A 15,733-nucleotide genomic window follows, 5' to 3' on the forward strand; every position below is an offset into this window, starting at 1 on the left:
CCCCTTCATCTTGGCCTCTCCAGGAACTGGCGATATAACGCCGCGGTTCTCGCCGACTGTTCCACCATTGGCATATGGCCGACGCCGTCCCAGATTTCCACGCGCATTCCGGGAATGCCCTTGGCCCAGATTTGCGCGCTGCTGACGTGAATCAGGCGGTCTTCGCGACCCCACAGCAACAGGGCAGGGGCCTGGATATCGTGCAGCCTGGCGCCGACGGGCTGGCTGGTGTGAAAATCCTCGAAAATCTCCGCCAGTTCGTCGCGCCGGGCTTGATAACGCTCGGCCAGCGCCGCCCGCACCACCCCCGGCACCCAAGGCGGGGAGGCCATGGTCATGGCGTAGAACTGATTGAAATCGGCCCGCGAATGAATCAGGAACGGGTTGCTGCCCTGGGCCAGCAATCGCTCCATGTCGCTGGGCTCGGGTGAGCTGAGGCCGGCCGGGTCGATCAGCATCAGCGACGCGACTCGCCCCGGGTGGACGGCGGCCAGCCAGGCGGCGACGTAGCCACCCATGGAGTTGCCGATCACGTGGACCTTGCCGATCCCGCAGGCATCGATCAACTGGATCATCCGTTCGGCCTGGGTCGGGATGTCATAGCCACCGCCGGCCTTGAACCCGGTTTCGCCGTGGCCAGCCTGGTCGGGAATGATCACCCGGCAATCGTCGGTAAAGTGCCGGGCGAAGCGCAGCCAGATGGTTTTGTCGGCGCTGTACCCGTGCAGCATCAGGATGGTTCGTTCAGGCGTCTCCGGTCCGCCCTGGTAGGTGACCATCTCCATCTCGGCAATCGGTACCGCGACTTTCTGCAGGCCATACAACCGCGCCTCCAGCGCCATGCTGGCGTCGTACAGCACGTGGCCGATACGCGGCCAGGTGCGCCAGGTCCAGATGACCAACAACCCGAGAACAATCCATACAACAAACATCGCGCGCTCCCCAAAACAGGTCAGGACAGAATGTGGTCCGCGGTTTTCAGTCGTCGCGTCAGTTGGTGATAGCTGAAGCTGAAGCCGGGAAACATGGCGATCACATGACCGCTCTTGCTTTGATACCAACTGTGGCAACCACCGGACTGCCACACAGTGCGTTGCATTTCACGGTGAATCATTTGGGTATAGGCGTTTTCGGCTTCCTTGCGCACTTCAATGCTGCGCAGCCCCTGATCCTTGAGGGTACGAATGCAGTCGAGGATGTAGTTCATCTGCGATTCGATGATGAACAGCGCCGAGGTATGGCCAATGCCGGTGTTGGGTCCGGTGACGATAAACAGGTTGGGGAAGTCCGGCAGGCTGGTGCCCAGGTAGGCTCGCGGGTACTGGGCCCAGAACGCACTCAATAACGTGCCGTTCCTGCCGAGCACAGGGTAGGAAATAACCCCGTCGGTGGCATCGTAGCCCGTGGCCCAGACGATCAGGTCCAGGTCGATGTGCTGTCCATCCTGGGTAAGGATGCCGCGTTCATCCAGTGCGCCGATGCCTTGTTCGCGCCCGTGCAGGGTCACGTTGGGGCGGCACAACGCCGGGTACAGGGTGCTGGACAGAATCACCCGCTTGCAGCCGATGGTGTAGTCCGGGGTGAGTTGGCGTCGCAATCCGGCGTCCGGCACCTGTCGCTTAAGGTGCTTGAGTGCCTGCTGCTGCACCAGGCGCAGCGCGGTCCTTGAGTACTTGAAGGCAATCACCCGGGTTTCGAATTGCCAGTAAATCATCCAGCGCAGCATCTTGTAGGCCGGCTTGAAGCCCAGCAGCCAGCGCTGGAAACGACCGAAGCTGCGGTCGGCGCGGGGCAGTACCCAATGGGGCGTGCGCTGGAACACGTGCAAGTGTTCGACGTCCGGCGCGAGGGTGGGAATGATCTGCGCCGCGCTGGCGCCGCTGCCGACGATGGCGACCCGTTTGTGGCGATAGTCGTAGGCATGATCCCAGGCATTGCTGTGAAAGCTCTTGCCCGCAAAGCGCTGCAGACCCTCGAACGGCGGAATCACCGGCTGGCTCAATGGCCCGGATGCGTTGATCAGGAACTGTGCGCCGAACGTGCCTTTTTCCCGGGTATGCACCTGCCACTGACGGGCCGTTTCGTCCCATTGGACCCGATCCACATCGGCCTGCAGTTCGACCCTGTCGCGTAACTGGTAGTGGTCGACAACGTACTGGGTGTAACGATGCAACTCTGGCTGTTCGGCGAACATTTGCGTCCAGCGCCAGGAAGCGAACGACAATGAGTACAGCGGGGAGGGCACGTCGACGGCGGCACCGGGGTAGGTATTCTGGCACCAGGTGCCGCCAAAAAAATCACGACGTTCCAGTAGGCGAAAATCCGTGATGTCCGCCTTGAGCAGGTTGATGGCTGCACACTGGCCGCCGAAACCGCTACCGATGATCAGCACTTGATAGGTCTGCATGGGCCTCCTCTCTTGTAGGGGTGTGTGATGCACGCTCAGACGTCGACGGAAGTCCCTCTCATTTATAGTCAATTTTTCGACACCGGGCGTTCCAGAGCTGTTTTTCTGGCCGCTGGGTGGTGATGGCGATTTGCCGTCTCCCTGTTAGACTCCAGGCATTCCCGTCTGGATTTTTTTGCCGTCTGCAGTGGCGATCAGCCGCAAATGAGGAGCTTTGGCCCCTATGCAACCAATTGGAGGAAAGGGACTTTCATTGGCCAGGAGGCTCTACACATCACGCACCCTGGGCCTTGCGTTGGGGCTGTTGTGCGTGGCACCGGCGGTCCTGCCACTGGAGCCGCCTGCGTGGTTGTTGTTGCTGATGCTGTTCAATGGCGTGCTATGGCCGCACCTGGCGTACCAATGGGCGCGTCGTTCGCCATTGCCCTATCGCGCCGAACACCGCAACTTGCTGATCGACTCGTTGACCGGTGGCTTCTGGGTCGTGGCCATGCACTTCAATCCGTTACCCAGCGCGGTGACGCTGTCGATGATGGCCATGAACAATGTGGCAATCGGTGGCGTGCGCTTTCTGCTGGCGGGCATCGGGGCCCAGGTGTTGGGTATGGGGGTTGGCTGGCTGCTGTTTGTTCCCGTGGTGATTCCCCAGACCAGCCAGTTGCAGATGTACGCCTGCTTGCCGTTGCTGACCTTGTACCCGTTGGCGCTGGGCTGGATCTGCTTTCGACAGACCTTCGCCCTGGGCAAGAGCAAGCGCGAACTGTTGGCCCTGAGCCGCACCGACAGCCTCACCGGGCTGCTGAACCACGGCGCCTGGAAAGATGCCCTGGAAGTCGAATTCCAGCGGTGCCAGCGTCAGCAGCGCGGCGGTGCCATCGCGCTGATCGACATCGACCACTTCAAGGCCATCAATGACACCTACGGCCATGTGGCCGGCGATATCGTCCTGCGGCAACTGAGCAAGATCCTCAAGCAGAACCTGCGTGCCAGTGACGTGGCCGGACGTTATGGCGGTGACGAGTTCTGCGTGATCCTGCCCGATGTCCCCCTGGCACATGCCGTTCAGGCGATGGACGCGTTGCGTGATCGTTTTTCCGGGCTGGGCTACGAGCAGAACCCGGCCCTTGAAGTCAGCCTGAGCATCGGTCTGGCGGCGTTCAACCCGACGCACGCCGATGCCACGCAATGGCTCAACGATGCGGACCTGGCGCTGTACGCCGCCAAGACCACCGGCCGCAACCGGGTGATCTGCCATGCCGACGGGCTGGTGCAGCGGGTGGCGCTGGGCTTGGTGTGAGGTTCGGGGTGTGGCCCGGTGTCAGCCCGGCATAGCCCACTCGCGCAACACCTGCTTGGTCACCTTGCCCGCCGCGTTCAGTGGCATGGCCACTTCCCCCATGCGCTCGTCGGGGACGCCGATGAATGAACGATGTCCCGATGGCGAGGGAGCTTGCTCCCGTTGGGCCGGGCTGGTGTTCCAGCGCGACGCGGCCCTGGCCAGGCGGTTGGGGTGTTTCAGAAAAAACCGGCGACCTTTTTGGGTTTGCTGCGCAACCCAGCGCGAGCAAGCTCGCTCGCCACGGGGGAATGTTGTGGGTGATAGCGATCAGGAAGGCGCCTCAGGTCATCGGTGCGTTGATGAATGCCGGCAGTTGTTCGGCGTAGGCGCTGAATGCTCGGATCTTCGGAAACTGCGTCGCATCGATCTGGTCCGGCACCACAAGCTGGGTGAAGCTCCAGGCGACGGCGAGGGTGATGCCGTCCTGCTCCAGGGTGCCGTCCATGTTCAGCGGTTGTGTATCCAGTTCCTGCTCCAGCGCCGCATACGCCGCCTGCAATTGTCCGCTCACCCGTTCAAGCCAGGGCGCGTGCTGTTTCTCGGCGGGCCGCAGATTGCGTTCGTAATAGATCTGCACCGACTTCTCGCACGCCGCCAGGGCCAGGCCGATCACGCGTAGCGAGCGCAGGCGCAGGTCGAGTCGGGCAGGCATCAGGCTTTTTTGCGGACCGCTCAAGGCTTCCAGGTAGTCGATGATCAAGGTCGAATCCATCAGCACGTCGCCGTTATCCAGCACCAGGGTGGGTGCCTTGACCACCGGGTTGATCTGCTGGAACGCCTCGAAGCCGCGGAATACCGAAATCGAGGCATGCTCGAACGGGATGTCCAGTGCTTGCAGGCTGATGGCAACACGTCTTACGTAAGGTGAGTCGAGCATTCCGATCAGCTTCATGTACAACTCCTTGAGTGATGGGCGGTGAACAGGCGCGGGTCCTGCTGCTTGAATCTAGCGCTAAACCCATGATCTTGAATACTGCCAGGATGGACTTGCCGGACGACATCGGCGGTGGCCATCAGCCGTTTGTCTTCTATATACAGCCGCTGGATTGAATTTCTTGCTATAAACGCACTCCGATAACGGCCCAAAGCTTGCCAGAGAGCAATTTAAGGGCGTTGTCAGACAAATTCCCTGTCTTTTCAGTTGCTGAGGCTTCAAGTCGGCCTTAGACTGCCGCCCCTCGTAAATTGAGTGCCGGGTGGCGCTTGGAATGTATGGCGCCTTTCCGAGACCTTGCAGGTCGACCGGAACGCTCCCTGATTCGCCTTAATGCACGTATTTTTTATAGAGAAATCAATGACAAAGGAAAAGTTGCTGGCCATGCCGGCGGATGACTACATGAATGCCGAGCAACAGGCTTATTTCACTGAGCTGCTGCAAGCCATGAAAGTGGAAACCCACGAGCGCATCGAACAGAACCGAATCGCCATTGAAAGCCTGGACACCCCGGCCGACCCGGCTGATGCGGCGTCGGTCGAAGAAGAGCGTACCTGGCTGGTGAACGCCATTGATCGTGATCAGCGCATGCTGCCTCAGCTGGAACGCGCGCTGGAGCGCATCGGCGACGACACCTTCGGCTGGTGCGATGACAGCGGCGAGCCTATTGGCCTCAAGCGCCTGCTGATCAGCCCGACCACCAAGTACTGCATCGAAGCTCAAGAGCGTCACGAGCAGATCGACAAGCACCAGCGTCAGGCCTGATTCTGTGTGACAGCCCGGACCACGGGCGTCCTTGAAAGATCGCAGCCTGCACAACGTTTATGGGGGCACTCCCTTAACGTTGTTGCAAGCTGCGATCTTTGCGTTTGTGTGCTCGAACGGTCAGCGCATTCTTCAAAGCAACCGGTGATTGTTACCGTTTGAGCAAGTCAATAGTGCAGGCACTTGGCTATTTCCCGCTCCGGATATTCATTAATCTACCTACATTGTTAGGCAGCTAATGAAGTGGTCGAGGTGCTCTCATGCAATGCAAGGTCGATGTCGCGGTAATGATCGGCAGTGGTGTCCCTGCCGGATTACGGGCGATGGGGCAGCGCGTGTGCTGGGTAGTCCTGCTCAATGGTGAGCAACGGGGCACGGCATTTTCCAGTCGTAGCGATGCGCAGGAGTGCCAGGCGGCCTGGCTGGCACAGCTGGGGGCCAGGGGCAGCGATCGCGTGCATTGAAGGTTGGATCACAGTGCTTGATGTCACGGCGGGTTGATCAGGCCTTCAATGCGCCTTGATCGACGGCAAGTTTCAGTGCCTTGGCCGACTCCATGGCCGCCACTGCCGCGCCGTTGGAGGTTTTGAACCAGCGGTCTTTTTCGACCTGGTGGCAGGTCACAGTGGTCAGTGGCGGTTTGGCGCGCATCACAATGACCGCCTGGAACTCTCCGTCGACTTCTCTGGCTTCGCCGCGGATAAAAAATTCGCCGATATCAAATTCCGTCACGTGCGCCTTCCCTTGTTCATTATTGTGTTGTGTGCAACGCAGTCCGCTGAAGGGGCTGGGTTTCAATGGTCGGGCAGTATGGCAGTTGTTGCGGGGCGGCGGCGCAGTTATGTCATCGGTGTGACGAAATGACTGCGCCTGTCACGCAGGGTTCGGGTCTCAGTGACTGACCTCGAGGTTGCGCGCAAGGGTGCAGGCTTCGTTATGATTGATGCGGAAACCTCTTACACGACCAGTTGCAGTTTCTGTGATATGGAAGAAACTATTCCCTGCGAGAACCACTTGATAACGAAGGTGTATGTGCTGTTCAAACCGGGCGCTCTCTTCTGCGCAGGTCATGGAGTGTACGGCGTGCAGGTTATAAGTGCGGTTTTTGGCGTTCGCGGATGAAGGGGAATGCGTGCTCATAAGAATTCCTTTTCTCGGGTTTGCAAGCGGTTGTACGTCGCTTTGGGTAGTCTAGCAGCGCTTCGCTGCTCTAGAATTGCCCCCACTGGTTGGAGGTTGTTGCTCATCTAAAGCAATTTTGTTCGGGTGATATGTCGGAAAAATGCTTTTTTCAAAGGGTTTTCTCCCTAAAGTTGATAGTCCAGTAGCCTCTGGTTGCTAGAAGGGATTTTTCCCTCAGCCTCTGACGACCGACAGACAAGACGGTGGGCGCGGCGATCCAGTAGTCTGCTCTTGCCTTGCAATGAAGCGCTTTTCTGCGGACTTCACGGCTTCAGCCAGGACCCTTGTTGCACTATTTTCGCTAGGGCCATTTTTTTGCTGTCCTTTTTTCGGGCAGTGTCATTTTCAGATGTGGGGAAGTTTCCTTGGCAGTAAGTAATCTCGATATGCATGCGTTGTTTGTATTGGGTGACCTGCGTGCAAAGCTGGTTAAGCAGTTTCAATCACCTTTCGTCTACATCACCGAACAAACGCCTGAAGGTATTTACGTCGCCGAGATCGATACCGGGTCGGTCATGGTCGTGGACGACAAGCCGCGTCTTGAACTCAAGGTTGGCGATCATTTTCGCGCATCCGTATTACCCAGTCGTGAAGGCGGCAAGTTTGAAATCCGGTTTCGCGAGATCAAACTGACGGTCTACGGCCTGGGTGATTACGCGTTCGTGACCACGACAGAAGGCCACGCCATCGTGTTCAAGGAAGGTCACAACGTGCTGACGGTATTCGCCGCTCATGAGCAACTGCAGGAAGGCCTGACCAAAACCCTGAAGGCGGTGACCGGTAAGGTGGCCAAATGGCGTAAAGGCGAACTCGTGACGTTCAAGGCCAGTGAGTAATGAGCCTGTCCCGCGCCGATTTTCATGAACAGAACCTGTTCAGCGCGCGTGCCGAGGCACAGCACTTGTTTGCCCAGAAGGTCGTCCGGCAGGGCGCCTGGCTGAGTTGGGTGGCTTCGCAGATTTACCAGATGCGCCCGGCGGAGTACGCCAGCATGGTGCGCAGAGAGTTGCAGCGCTTGCAGGAGGCTGGCGAACACTGAACCTTGTCCCTTCAAATGCAGGAACCTCTACTACAGTCTATGGACCGAGTGACCCGAGGTTTGCCGCTTGCGCGCGCATGACCGTTCCGTCCTGCTATTGCTGAACAGTACGAGGTGCAAGGCATGAAAGGATTTCGCTTGTTGCTGGCGGGTGCTTTGACAGCCGTCGGTTTGCTGGCATCACCCCCTGCCGCAATGGCGGCCCAGACGCCGATCCACTTTGCTGACCTGAACTGGGAAAGCGGCAGCCTGATCACCGACATCTTGCGCATCATCGTCGAGAAGGGCTACGGCCTGCCGACGGATACCTTGCCGGGCACCACCATCACCCTGGAAACCGCGCTGGCCAACAATGACATTCAGGTCATCGGTGAGGAGTGGGCCGGGCGCAGTCCGGTGTGGGTCAAGGCCGAGGCCGAAGGCAAGGTGGTGAGCCTGGGCGACACGGTCAAGGGCGCCACCGAAGGCTGGTGGGTGCCTGAGTACGTGATCAAGGGCGATCCTGCCCGGGGCATCAAGCCCATGGCGCCGGACCTGCGCAGTGTGTCGGACCTGCCCCGTTACAAGGACGTCTTCCGCGATCCGGAAACCCCGGGCAAGGGGCGCTTTCTCAATAGCCCGATTGGCTGGACTTCGGAAGTGGTCAACCAGCAGAAGCTCAAGGCCTACGGCCTGACCGACAGCTATGTGAATTTCCGCAGCGGCTCAGGCGCTGCGCTGGACGCGGAAATCAGCTCATCGATTCGTCGCGGCAAACCTGTGCTGTTTTACTACTGGTCGCCAACGCCGCTGCTTGGACGCTTCAAGCTGGTTCAACTGGAGGAGCCGCCGTTTGATGCGCAGGCCTGGAAAACCCTGACCGATGCCACTCATCCCGATCCGCAACCGACGCGCTCGTTGCCCTCGAAGCTGTCGATCGGCGTCTCCACGCCATTCCAGAAGCAGTACCCCCAGTTGGTGGCGTTCTTCAGCAAGGTCGACTTTCCCATCGAGCCGTTGAACCAGGCCCTGGCGCGGATGAGCGAGCAGCACAGCACGCCGCGCCAGGCCGCCGAAGCCTTCATGAAGGATCATCCGCAGGTCTGGAAGGCCTGGTTGCCCAGCGACGTGGCCGACAAGGTTGCCGCCGGCCTGTAGCGAAGACGGTCGCCGGCCATTTCCGCGCGTGGGGATGGCCGTTTATCGCTGAATAGGGCGTACAGCCCGTTGATCCTGCCTTGCATTGATAAAACGCAATACGCTGACAAAAGCACTGGTCTAGTCTGTTTCTCTGTCACTGAATTCAGGAATCTCGATCATGACGTTTGTGCTAGCCCAGTGGATCGCCGCCGCCTTGGTGTTGATCAGCCTGATCCATGTGTATTGGGCGCTCGGCGGCCAATGGGCCAGCGATGCCGTCGTGCCGCTGGTGCAAGGGGATCAGGGGCCACGGCCAGCGTTCAAGCCTTCCGCCCTGGTCACCCTGGTGGTGGCGGCCGGACTACTGCTGATTGCCTTGATGGTGAGCCTGCGGGTCGGCCTGTTTGTCCCGGCGATCGAGCACTGGTCGCTGCAGTGGCTGATCAGCGCGATTGCCTTGCTGATGTTCGCCCGGGCCATCGGCGATTCGGAGTCGATGGGTTTTTTCAAGGAGCACGCCGAGTCGAAGTTTGCGCGCCTCGACACCTGGGCTTACTCACCCTTGTGCGTGGTGCTGGGGGCAGGGCTGTTGGCCGTCGCCTGGGCCTGAATCGGCGAACGCGCCGAACTCAGGCCCCGGACCTCGACCAGAGCGCCTCAGCTTCCGCTTTCATTACGTCGGCTACTGACCTCGGCGGGTACATCATCCCCGGCCATCCGCTTGCGGAACAACGCCGCCCGGGCCAGTAGCAGGGTGGTCACCGGCATGGTGATCGCCAGCAGCACCGGAATCAGCCAGGCGTGCAGCACCGGGCGGGATGTGAGTACCGAGAAGTACAGGATCGACGCCAGCGCCACGCACCAGGCACCCAGTGTCGAGGCCAGCGCCGGTGGGTGCATGCGCTGGAAGTAATCCTTGAGCCGCACCAGGCCGATGGCGCCGATCAAGGTGCACAGGCTGCTGGCCAGCAGCAGAACGGCCACCAGAATCTCGACCCACAGCGGCAGTTGGTCCATCCCGTTCATTCGATCACCTCGCCACGCAGCAGGAATTTCGCCAGGGCAAACGAGCCGACGAAGCCGAACAGCGCGATCAGCAGCGCTGCTTCGAAATAAGTATCGCTGGCGTAGCGGATACCCAGCACCAGCATCATCAGCATGGCAATGACGTACAGGTAGTCCAGGGCCAGTACCCGGTCCTGGGCCGACGGACCCTTGAACAGGCGGACCAGGGTCAGCACCATCGCCAGCGAGAACAGGAACAGGCTGAAGACAATCGCGTTCGAGAGCAGGGCACTCATTCGAAAATCTCCATCAAGGGGCGCTCGTAAGTCGCCTTGAAGTGCTGGATGAAGTGCGCTTCGTCATCCAGATCGAACACATGCAGCAGCAGAATGCTGCGATCCAGCGCCAGTTCCGACCAGACCGTGCCGGGCACCACTGTGGTGATCATCGACAGCGCCGCCAGGCCGTTGGCATCGCGCAAGTCCAGCGGTACCTTGATGAACGCCGAGCGCGGCGCCCGCCGGCCGGCGTTCAGGACGCCCCAGGCCACGGCCAGGTTGGACGCCAGCACGTCACGGCCCACCAACAGGAACAGGCGCAGGATCGCCCCGGGGCGGCGGATACGGATCGGCAGCGGACGCAGCTTGCGCATCATCAGCGGCGCGCAGAACCCCAGCAACGCGCCGAGCAACAGGTTGCCGGGGCTGACGGACAGGTTCAGCACCAGCCACAGCAGCCACAGTGCCAGCGACAACCAGGGGGCAGGAAACAGGCGCTTCATGGTTGTACCTCCTGGAGCGTCGCAGAGGTTGCGGGGCCTGGAACAGCGCGGGTGCCGAGGACCGCCATCACGTATTGCTGCGGGTCATTCAACGTGTCGGCTGCCGCTTGGGTGAAACGCATCAGCGGTTCGGCCTTGAAAGTCAGCGCAATGCTCAACGCCAGCAGGGCGAAGATCGGCACGCATTCCAGCCGGCGCAGGACCGGTGACGGGCGTTCTTCCGGGGTCCAGAAGCGCTGGATGCCCAGGCGCGCAAAGGCGATCAGCGAGGCCAGCCCGGACAGAATCAGCAGGGCCAGCAGGCTCCAGGCCGCGGTCGATACCGGGTGTCCGGCAGACGCGCCGAGACCCAGCGGGTTGAGCAGGGCGCTGAGCAGGCTGAGCTTGCCAATGAACCCGGAGAGCGGCGGCATGCCGATGATCAGCAGGGCGCAAGCGATGAAGCTCAAGCCAAGGAAGGCCATGGTCCAGGGAATCACCTGGCCGACCACGGCTTGCTGGTCGTCGTCGAGGTTGATGCCCTTGGTCGGCTGGCTGGACTCCAGTGGGCGCGGCAAGGCTTCGATTTCATCGTCCAGCGGGACTTCGACAGCGGTGCGTGAGCGCTCGATCAGTTCGGCCAGCAGGAACAGGGCGCTCAGGGCCAGTGTGGAACTGACCAGATAGAACAGCGCCGCCGCCACCAGGTTGGGTTGGCCGAAGCCGATGGCTGACAGCAGGATCCCCGCCGACACCAGGATGCTCAGGCTGGCCATGCGTTCCAGGCGCTGCGCGGAAAGGATCGCCAGCGCGGCGCAGACGATGGTCGCCATGCCGCCGTACACCAGCCAGTCGCCGCCAAAATACGCCGATGCGCCGGCCTGCCCCGAGAACAGCAACGTCCACAGGCGCAGCAGGGTATAGACGCCGACCTTGGTCATGATCGCGAACATGGCCGCCACCGGGGCGCTGGCCGCGGAATAGGCCGGTACCAGCCAGAAGTTCAGTGGCCACATCCCGGCCTTGACCAGGAACGCCACTGCCAGAATGCCCGCGCCGGCGTGCAGCAAGCCGCGATCGGCTTCCGGGATCAGCGGGATCTTCTGTGCCAGGTCGGCCATGTTCAGGGTGCCGGTGACGCCGTAGATCAATGCCGCTCCAATCAGGAACAGTGACGAGGCCAGCAGGTTGATCGAGATGTAGTGCAGCCCCGATGACACCCGCGCCCGGCCAGAACCGTGGAGCATCAAGCCATAGGAGGCGGCCAGCAGCACTTCGAAGAACACGAACAGGTTGAACAGGTCGGCCGTCAGGAAGGCCCCGTAGAGGCCCATCAACTGGATCTGGAACAGCGCATGGAAGCTGGCGCCGGCACCGTCCCAGCGGGCCATGGCGAACAGCAGGGCGCTGACGCCGATGATCCCGGTCAGGACCAGCATCAGCGCCGACAGGCGATCGACCACCAGCACGATGCCGAACGGCACTTGCCAGTTGGCCGGCAGGTACACGCCGATGGAGCCGGGCTCGCCCTGTTGCTGGGTCCACAGGAGCAGCATCACCGAAATGCCCAGGCCGATCAGGCTGGAGAACAGGTTGAGCCGAGCCTTGAGCGGGCGATGTTTTTCGCCCAGCAGCAGCATCAGCGCGGCGGTCAGCAGCGGCAGCAGAATGGGCGCGGCGATCAGATGTTGCATCCCGTTCATTCTTTAGGCTCCCGGCCATCGACATGGTCGGTGCCGGTCAGGCCCCGTGACGCCAGCAACACCACCAGGAACAGCGCGGTCATGGCGAAGCTGATGACGATCGCCGTGAGCACCAGCGCCTGGGGCAGCGGGTCGGTGTAGTTCAACAAGTCCTGGGGCACGCCGTCCTTGATGATCGGCTCCTTGCCAATGAACAGGCTGCCCATGCTGAAGATGAACAGGTTGACCCCGTAGGACAGCAGGCACAGGCCCATCACCACCTGGAAGGTTCGAGGGCGCAGGACCAGCCAGACCCCGGAGGCCGCCAGTACGCCGATGGCAATTGCGATGACTTCTTCCATCAGGCCGCTCCTGGCTTGGCAATAGGTTTGGCTTGAGCGCCGGGCTTGTGCCCCCGCACCGACTGGTGCGCCAGGGCGGTCAGGATCAGCAGGGTCGAACCGACGACGACGGCGTATACGCCGATGTCGAAGAACAACGCGCTGGCGATATGAATGTCGCCCAGCAGCGGCAGCGAGAAATGCCAGGTGTGGGTGGTCAGGAACGGATAGCCCGCCGCCATTGCCCCCAGGCCGGTGACGGTGGCGAACAGTAGCCCGGTGCCCATCCAGCGCACCGGTCGCAGGCTCATCTGCGCCTCGACCCACTGGGTGCCGGCCACCATGTATTGCAGGATGAACGCCACCGACATCACCAGCCCCGCGACGAAGCCGCCTCCGGGCAGGTTGTGCCCGCGCATGAACAGGTAGAACGACACCACCAGGGCAATCGGCAGCAACAGGCGTACCAGCACCGCCGGCACCATCATGAAGCCCAGGGCGGTATCGCTGGCCTGGCGCGGGTTGACCAGGTCGGTGACCACGTCCGGTGCCAGCAGGCGCTGTTGCGCCGGCAGTTGCATGCTTTCCTTGGGTGGGCGGAAGCGTCGCAGCAGGGCGAAGACCGCCAGTGCCACCGCCGCCAGTACAGTGATTTCGCCGAGGGTGTCAAAGCCCCTGAAGTCCACCAGCATCACGTTCACCACGTTGCTGCCGCCGCCTTCGGGCAAGGCGCGGCTGAGGTAGAACGAGGAGATGTCGTTGGGCGTCTGGCGGGTCAGCATGGCATAGGAAAGCAGGGCCATGCCCACGCCCACCGCAATCGACAGCAGCAGGTCGCGCAGGCGACGAACCCGGGCCTTCGACACGCTACCAGGCAGCGGCGAGACGTCTTCGATCCGGCGCGGCAACCAGCGCAGACCCAACAGGATAAGTACCGTGGTCACCACCTCGACCACCAATTGGGTCAAGGCCAGGTCCGGCGCCGAGAACCAGACGAAGGTGACGCAGGTCATCAGGCCGCAGACGCTGACCATGGTCAGGGCGGCGAGTCGGTGATACTTGGCTTGCCAGGCGGCGCCCAGGGCGCAGGCGATTGCCAGCAGCCACAGGGTGACGAAGACGATCGAGCCCGGGATTTTCGGCCGATCGCCCCAGCTGATGCCGCTGTACAGCATGGGAATCAGGCCGGCCAGCACGGCTGCCAGTACCAGCAGGAACAGCTGGGTCTGCAGGCGCTTGGTGCTGATCTGCCGCTCCAGTCGGCGCGCCAGGCGCATCATGATCACCAGGCTACGTTCGAACAGGCGCTTGCCATTGAGCCGGCCAATCAGCGGCGGGTACTTGAAGCGCCCGTGCTTGAATTGATTGCGCAGCAGCAGGTACAACACGATGCCGCAGGACATGGCGATCAGGCTCATGATCATCGGCGCGTTCAAGCCGTGCCAGATCGCCAGGCTGTACTCGGGCAGCGTCCCGCCGACCACCGGCAGGGCGGCGGCGGCAAGCAGCGGGCCGACCACCTGGGCCGGGAAGATCCCCACCACCAGGCAGGTAAAGACCAGCAACTCGACCGGCGCACGCATCCAGCGCGGCGGTTCGTGAGGCGTGTGGGGCAGGTCGGTGGCCGTCGGGCCGAAGAACACGTCCACGGTGAAGCGCAGGGAGTAGGCGACGCTGAAGGTGCCGGCGATGGTGGCGATGATCGGCAGGCTGGTCTCGATCCAGGCGGTCGCATTGATGAACACGGTTTCGGCGAAGAACATCTCCTTGGACAGGAAACCGTTGAGCAGCGGCACGCCGGCCATCGAGGCACTGGCTACCATCGCCAGGGTGGCGGTGAACGGGATCAGGCGGATCAGGCCATTGAGCTTGCGGATGTCGCGGGTGCCACTTTCGTGGTCGATGATTCCGGCGGCCATGAACAACGACGCCTTGAAGGTCGCGTGGTTGAGGATGTGGAACACCGCCGCGACCGCTGCCAGCGGGCTGTTCAGGCCCAGTAGCAGGGTGATCAGGCCCAGGTGGCTGATGGTCGAATAGGCCAGCAGGCCCTTGAGGTCGTTCTGGAACATCGCGCAGTAGGCGCCCAGCAGCAACGTACAGGCCCCGGCCCCGCTGACGATGTAGAACCATTCTTCGCTGCCGGACAGGGATGGCCACAGGCGAGCCAGGAGAAACACCCCGGCCTTGACCATGGTGGCCGAGTGCAGATAGGCCGAGACCGGTGTCGGTGCGGCCATGGCGTGGGGGAGCCAGAAGTGGAAGGGGAACTGGGCGCTTTTGCTCAAGGCGCCGATCAGGATCAGGGGAAGCAGGATGGGGTACAGCGCATGGGCACGAATCAGATCGCCGGCGGCCAGGACCTTGTCCAGGTCATAGCTGCCGACGACATGGCCGAGGAGCATGACTCCCGCCAGCAGGCACAAACCGCCGGCACCGGTTACCATCAGGGCCATGTAGGCGCCCCGACGGGCATCGGCGCGGTGGTGCCAGTAGCCGATCAGCAGGAACGAAAAGAGGCTGGTCAGCTCCCAGAAAAACACCATTTGAATCAGGTTGCCGGAGATCACCAGCCCGAGCATGGCACCCATGAATGCCAGGAAAAAGGCAAAAAAGCGTGGCACCGGGTCTTCCGGCGACATGTAGTAACGCGCATAGAGCGATACCAGGGTACCGATGCCCAGCACCAGCAGGGAGAACAGCCAGGCGAAACCGTCCAGGCGCAGGACGAAGTTCAAACCCAGGCTGGGCAGCCAGAAGTATTCTTCGCGTATCACACCGCCGTCGGCGATCTGCGGGTACAACAAGGCCACCTGGAGGGTGCCGACCAAGGCGATCAATCCGGAGAGAATCGATTCAGCATTACGTGCGTTGTGTGGCAGCAATGCCGCCAGACAGCTGCCAATAAATGGCAGAAGCAGTAGAACTATCAGGGACATAGGCTTCTAATCTGCGGAAGTTTGTGAAGGATCATACGTGCCGCGTCCCGGATCACCAACTGCCAAGCTGTGGCAGGATCCTACAAGGTAGGCAGAAAAAGCCTGATTCACATTGTTTTGAAGTGCTTGATCGACCGGTCGGACGCTATCGCGAGCAAGCGCCGCGCCGCCCGGTTCTCCCCACGCTGGGCATCTGTTGTGTCGTGATCGCGTGCCTGCCT

18 protein-coding genes are annotated in these 15,733 nt (G+C 61.4%); 7 read left to right on the forward strand and 11 right to left on the reverse strand.

The genetic code is table 11. The features are described from left to right. Positions 1-5: 5 nt before the first annotated feature. Positions 6-932 (reverse strand): alpha/beta fold hydrolase, encoded by a 927-nt coding sequence (locus CKW07_RS02145; protein WP_095143361.1) that lies wholly within the window; start codon positions 930-932, stop codon positions 6-8. A gap of 20 nt (positions 933-952) precedes the next feature. After that, a complete protein-coding gene (locus CKW07_RS02150) occupies positions 953-2,407 on the reverse strand; it encodes an NAD(P)/FAD-dependent oxidoreductase (protein WP_095143362.1) in 1,455 nt (484 codons plus the stop codon). A gap of 223 nt (positions 2,408-2,630) precedes the next feature. On the opposite strand from CKW07_RS02150, the gene CKW07_RS02155 reads away from it, so the two are divergent. Beyond that, positions 2,631-3,704 (forward strand): diguanylate cyclase, encoded by a 1,074-nt coding sequence (locus CKW07_RS02155; protein WP_095143363.1) that lies wholly within the window; start codon positions 2,631-2,633, stop codon positions 3,702-3,704. Positions 3,705-4,026: 322 nt separating this feature from the next. Here CKW07_RS02155 and CKW07_RS02160 read toward each other — a convergent pair whose 3' ends face one another. Beyond that, complete coding sequence (locus CKW07_RS02160) at positions 4,027-4,638, reverse strand: glutathione S-transferase (protein WP_095143364.1); 612 nt, start codon at positions 4,636-4,638, stop codon at positions 4,027-4,029. A gap of 402 nt (positions 4,639-5,040) precedes the next feature. On the opposite strand from CKW07_RS02160, the gene CKW07_RS02165 reads away from it, so the two are divergent. Beyond that, positions 5,041-5,445 (forward strand): TraR/DksA C4-type zinc finger protein, encoded by a 405-nt coding sequence (locus CKW07_RS02165; protein ID WP_095083233.1) that lies wholly within the window; start codon positions 5,041-5,043, stop codon positions 5,443-5,445. A 260-nt stretch (positions 5,446-5,705) separates the two neighbouring features. Further along, a complete protein-coding gene (locus CKW07_RS02170; RefSeq protein WP_095143365.1) occupies positions 5,706-5,909 on the forward strand; it encodes a hypothetical protein in 204 nt (67 codons plus the stop codon). A gap of 37 nt (positions 5,910-5,946) precedes the next feature. Here the strand turns inward: CKW07_RS02170 and CKW07_RS02175 are convergent, their stop codons facing one another. After that, on the reverse strand, positions 5,947-6,177 hold the full coding sequence (locus CKW07_RS02175; protein ID WP_095143366.1) for a hypothetical protein: 231 nt from the start codon (positions 6,175-6,177) through the stop codon (positions 5,947-5,949). Positions 6,178-6,336: 159 nt separating this feature from the next. Then, the gene (locus tag CKW07_RS02180; RefSeq protein ID WP_256577012.1) at positions 6,337-6,516 is read right to left on the reverse strand and encodes a hypothetical protein; all 180 of its coding nucleotides are present in this window, start codon (positions 6,514-6,516) and stop codon (positions 6,337-6,339) included. Positions 6,517-7,013: 497 nt separating this feature from the next. On the opposite strand from CKW07_RS02180, the gene CKW07_RS02185 reads away from it, so the two are divergent. The 4 genes from CKW07_RS02185 to CKW07_RS02200 all read left to right on the forward strand — a co-directional run bounded on the left by CKW07_RS02185 (position 7,014) and on the right by CKW07_RS02200 (position 9,395). Continuing rightward, a complete protein-coding gene (locus CKW07_RS02185; protein WP_095143368.1) occupies positions 7,014-7,463 on the forward strand; it encodes a hypothetical protein in 450 nt (149 codons plus the stop codon). Then, positions 7,463-7,666, forward strand: a complete 204-nt coding sequence (locus CKW07_RS02190; protein WP_095143369.1) for a hypothetical protein — start codon at positions 7,463-7,465, stop codon at positions 7,664-7,666. Before CKW07_RS02185 ends, CKW07_RS02190 begins: the two co-directional genes overlap by 1 nt. A gap of 123 nt (positions 7,667-7,789) precedes the next feature. Continuing rightward, a complete protein-coding gene (locus tag CKW07_RS02195; RefSeq protein ID WP_095143370.1) occupies positions 7,790-8,803 on the forward strand; it encodes an ABC transporter substrate-binding protein in 1,014 nt (337 codons plus the stop codon). Positions 8,804-8,963: 160 nt separating this feature from the next. After that, on the forward strand, positions 8,964-9,395 hold the full coding sequence (locus CKW07_RS02200; RefSeq protein ID WP_095143371.1) for a DUF3995 domain-containing protein: 432 nt from the start codon (positions 8,964-8,966) through the stop codon (positions 9,393-9,395). A gap of 47 nt (positions 9,396-9,442) precedes the next feature. Here CKW07_RS02200 and CKW07_RS02205 read toward each other — a convergent pair whose 3' ends face one another. From CKW07_RS02205 to CKW07_RS02230, 6 genes are read right to left on the reverse strand one after another with little or no spacing between them, the layout of a single operon-like run. Next, a complete protein-coding gene (locus CKW07_RS02205; RefSeq protein ID WP_095143372.1) occupies positions 9,443-9,811 on the reverse strand; it encodes a Na+/H+ antiporter subunit G in 369 nt (122 codons plus the stop codon). Beyond that, positions 9,808-10,086 carry a K+/H+ antiporter subunit F gene (locus tag CKW07_RS02210; RefSeq protein ID WP_095083219.1) on the reverse strand — a complete coding sequence of 93 codons (279 nt, stop codon included), beginning with the start codon at positions 10,084-10,086 and terminating at the stop codon, positions 9,808-9,810. The genes CKW07_RS02205 and CKW07_RS02210 overlap by 4 nt, the downstream gene beginning before the upstream one ends. Further along, on the reverse strand, positions 10,083-10,571 hold the full coding sequence (locus CKW07_RS02215; RefSeq protein ID WP_095143373.1) for a Na+/H+ antiporter subunit E: 489 nt from the start codon (positions 10,569-10,571) through the stop codon (positions 10,083-10,085). The genes CKW07_RS02210 and CKW07_RS02215 overlap by 4 nt, the downstream gene beginning before the upstream one ends. Then, positions 10,568-12,253 carry a monovalent cation/H+ antiporter subunit D gene (locus CKW07_RS02220; RefSeq protein WP_095143374.1) on the reverse strand — a complete coding sequence of 562 codons (1,686 nt, stop codon included), beginning with the start codon at positions 12,251-12,253 and terminating at the stop codon, positions 10,568-10,570. The genes CKW07_RS02215 and CKW07_RS02220 overlap by 4 nt, the downstream gene beginning before the upstream one ends. Continuing rightward, positions 12,250-12,594, reverse strand: a complete 345-nt coding sequence (locus CKW07_RS02225) for a Na+/H+ antiporter subunit C (protein ID WP_005789164.1) — start codon at positions 12,592-12,594, stop codon at positions 12,250-12,252. Before CKW07_RS02225 ends, CKW07_RS02220 begins: the two co-directional genes overlap by 4 nt. After that, positions 12,594-15,512 (reverse strand): monovalent cation/H+ antiporter subunit A, encoded by a 2,919-nt coding sequence (locus CKW07_RS02230; RefSeq protein WP_095143375.1) that lies wholly within the window; start codon positions 15,510-15,512, stop codon positions 12,594-12,596. The genes CKW07_RS02225 and CKW07_RS02230 overlap by 1 nt, the downstream gene beginning before the upstream one ends. Positions 15,513-15,733 lie beyond the last annotated feature (221 nt).

Origin of the sequence: Pseudomonas sp. Irchel s3b6 (assembly GCF_900187415.1) — a bacterium.
Classification (GTDB): Bacteria; Pseudomonadota; Gammaproteobacteria; order Pseudomonadales; family Pseudomonadaceae; genus Aquipseudomonas.

What these genes read in the sequence shown, in the direction of transcription:
- CKW07_RS02225 (WP_005789164.1), bottom strand. Translation starts at nt 12,594, where the DNA reads ATGGAAGAAGTCATCGCAATTGCCATCGGCGTACTGGCGGCCTCCGGG.
- CKW07_RS02165 (WP_095083233.1), top strand. Translation starts at nt 5,041, where the DNA reads ATGACAAAGGAAAAGTTGCTGGCCATGCCGGCGGATGACTACATGAAT.
- CKW07_RS02205 (WP_095143372.1), bottom strand. Translation starts at nt 9,811, where the DNA reads ATGAACGGGATGGACCAACTGCCGCTGTGGGTCGAGATTCTGGTGGCC.
- CKW07_RS02180 (WP_256577012.1), bottom strand. Translation starts at nt 6,516, where the DNA reads ATGACCTGCGCAGAAGAGAGCGCCCGGTTTGAACAGCACATACACCTT.
- CKW07_RS02185 (WP_095143368.1), top strand. Translation starts at nt 7,014, where the DNA reads ATGCATGCGTTGTTTGTATTGGGTGACCTGCGTGCAAAGCTGGTTAAG.
- CKW07_RS02220 (WP_095143374.1), bottom strand. Translation starts at nt 12,253, where the DNA reads ATGAACGGGATGCAACATCTGATCGCCGCGCCCATTCTGCTGCCGCTG.
- CKW07_RS02145 (WP_095143361.1), bottom strand. Translation starts at nt 932, where the DNA reads ATGTTTGTTGTATGGATTGTTCTCGGGTTGTTGGTCATCTGGACCTGG.
- CKW07_RS02210 (WP_095083219.1), bottom strand. Translation starts at nt 10,086, where the DNA reads ATGAGTGCCCTGCTCTCGAACGCGATTGTCTTCAGCCTGTTCCTGTTC.
- CKW07_RS02230 (WP_095143375.1), bottom strand. Translation starts at nt 15,512, where the DNA reads ATGTCCCTGATAGTTCTACTGCTTCTGCCATTTATTGGCAGCTGTCTG.
- CKW07_RS02215 (WP_095143373.1), bottom strand. Translation starts at nt 10,571, where the DNA reads ATGAAGCGCCTGTTTCCTGCCCCCTGGTTGTCGCTGGCACTGTGGCTG.
- CKW07_RS02200 (WP_095143371.1), top strand. Translation starts at nt 8,964, where the DNA reads ATGACGTTTGTGCTAGCCCAGTGGATCGCCGCCGCCTTGGTGTTGATC.
- CKW07_RS02160 (WP_095143364.1), bottom strand. Translation starts at nt 4,638, where the DNA reads ATGAAGCTGATCGGAATGCTCGACTCACCTTACGTAAGACGTGTTGCC.
- CKW07_RS02190 (WP_095143369.1), top strand. Translation starts at nt 7,463, where the DNA reads ATGAGCCTGTCCCGCGCCGATTTTCATGAACAGAACCTGTTCAGCGCG.
- CKW07_RS02170 (WP_095143365.1), top strand. Translation starts at nt 5,706, where the DNA reads ATGCAATGCAAGGTCGATGTCGCGGTAATGATCGGCAGTGGTGTCCCT.
- CKW07_RS02195 (WP_095143370.1), top strand. Translation starts at nt 7,790, where the DNA reads ATGAAAGGATTTCGCTTGTTGCTGGCGGGTGCTTTGACAGCCGTCGGT.
- CKW07_RS02150 (WP_095143362.1), bottom strand. Translation starts at nt 2,407, where the DNA reads ATGCAGACCTATCAAGTGCTGATCATCGGTAGCGGTTTCGGCGGCCAG.
- CKW07_RS02155 (WP_095143363.1), top strand. Translation starts at nt 2,631, where the DNA reads ATGCAACCAATTGGAGGAAAGGGACTTTCATTGGCCAGGAGGCTCTAC.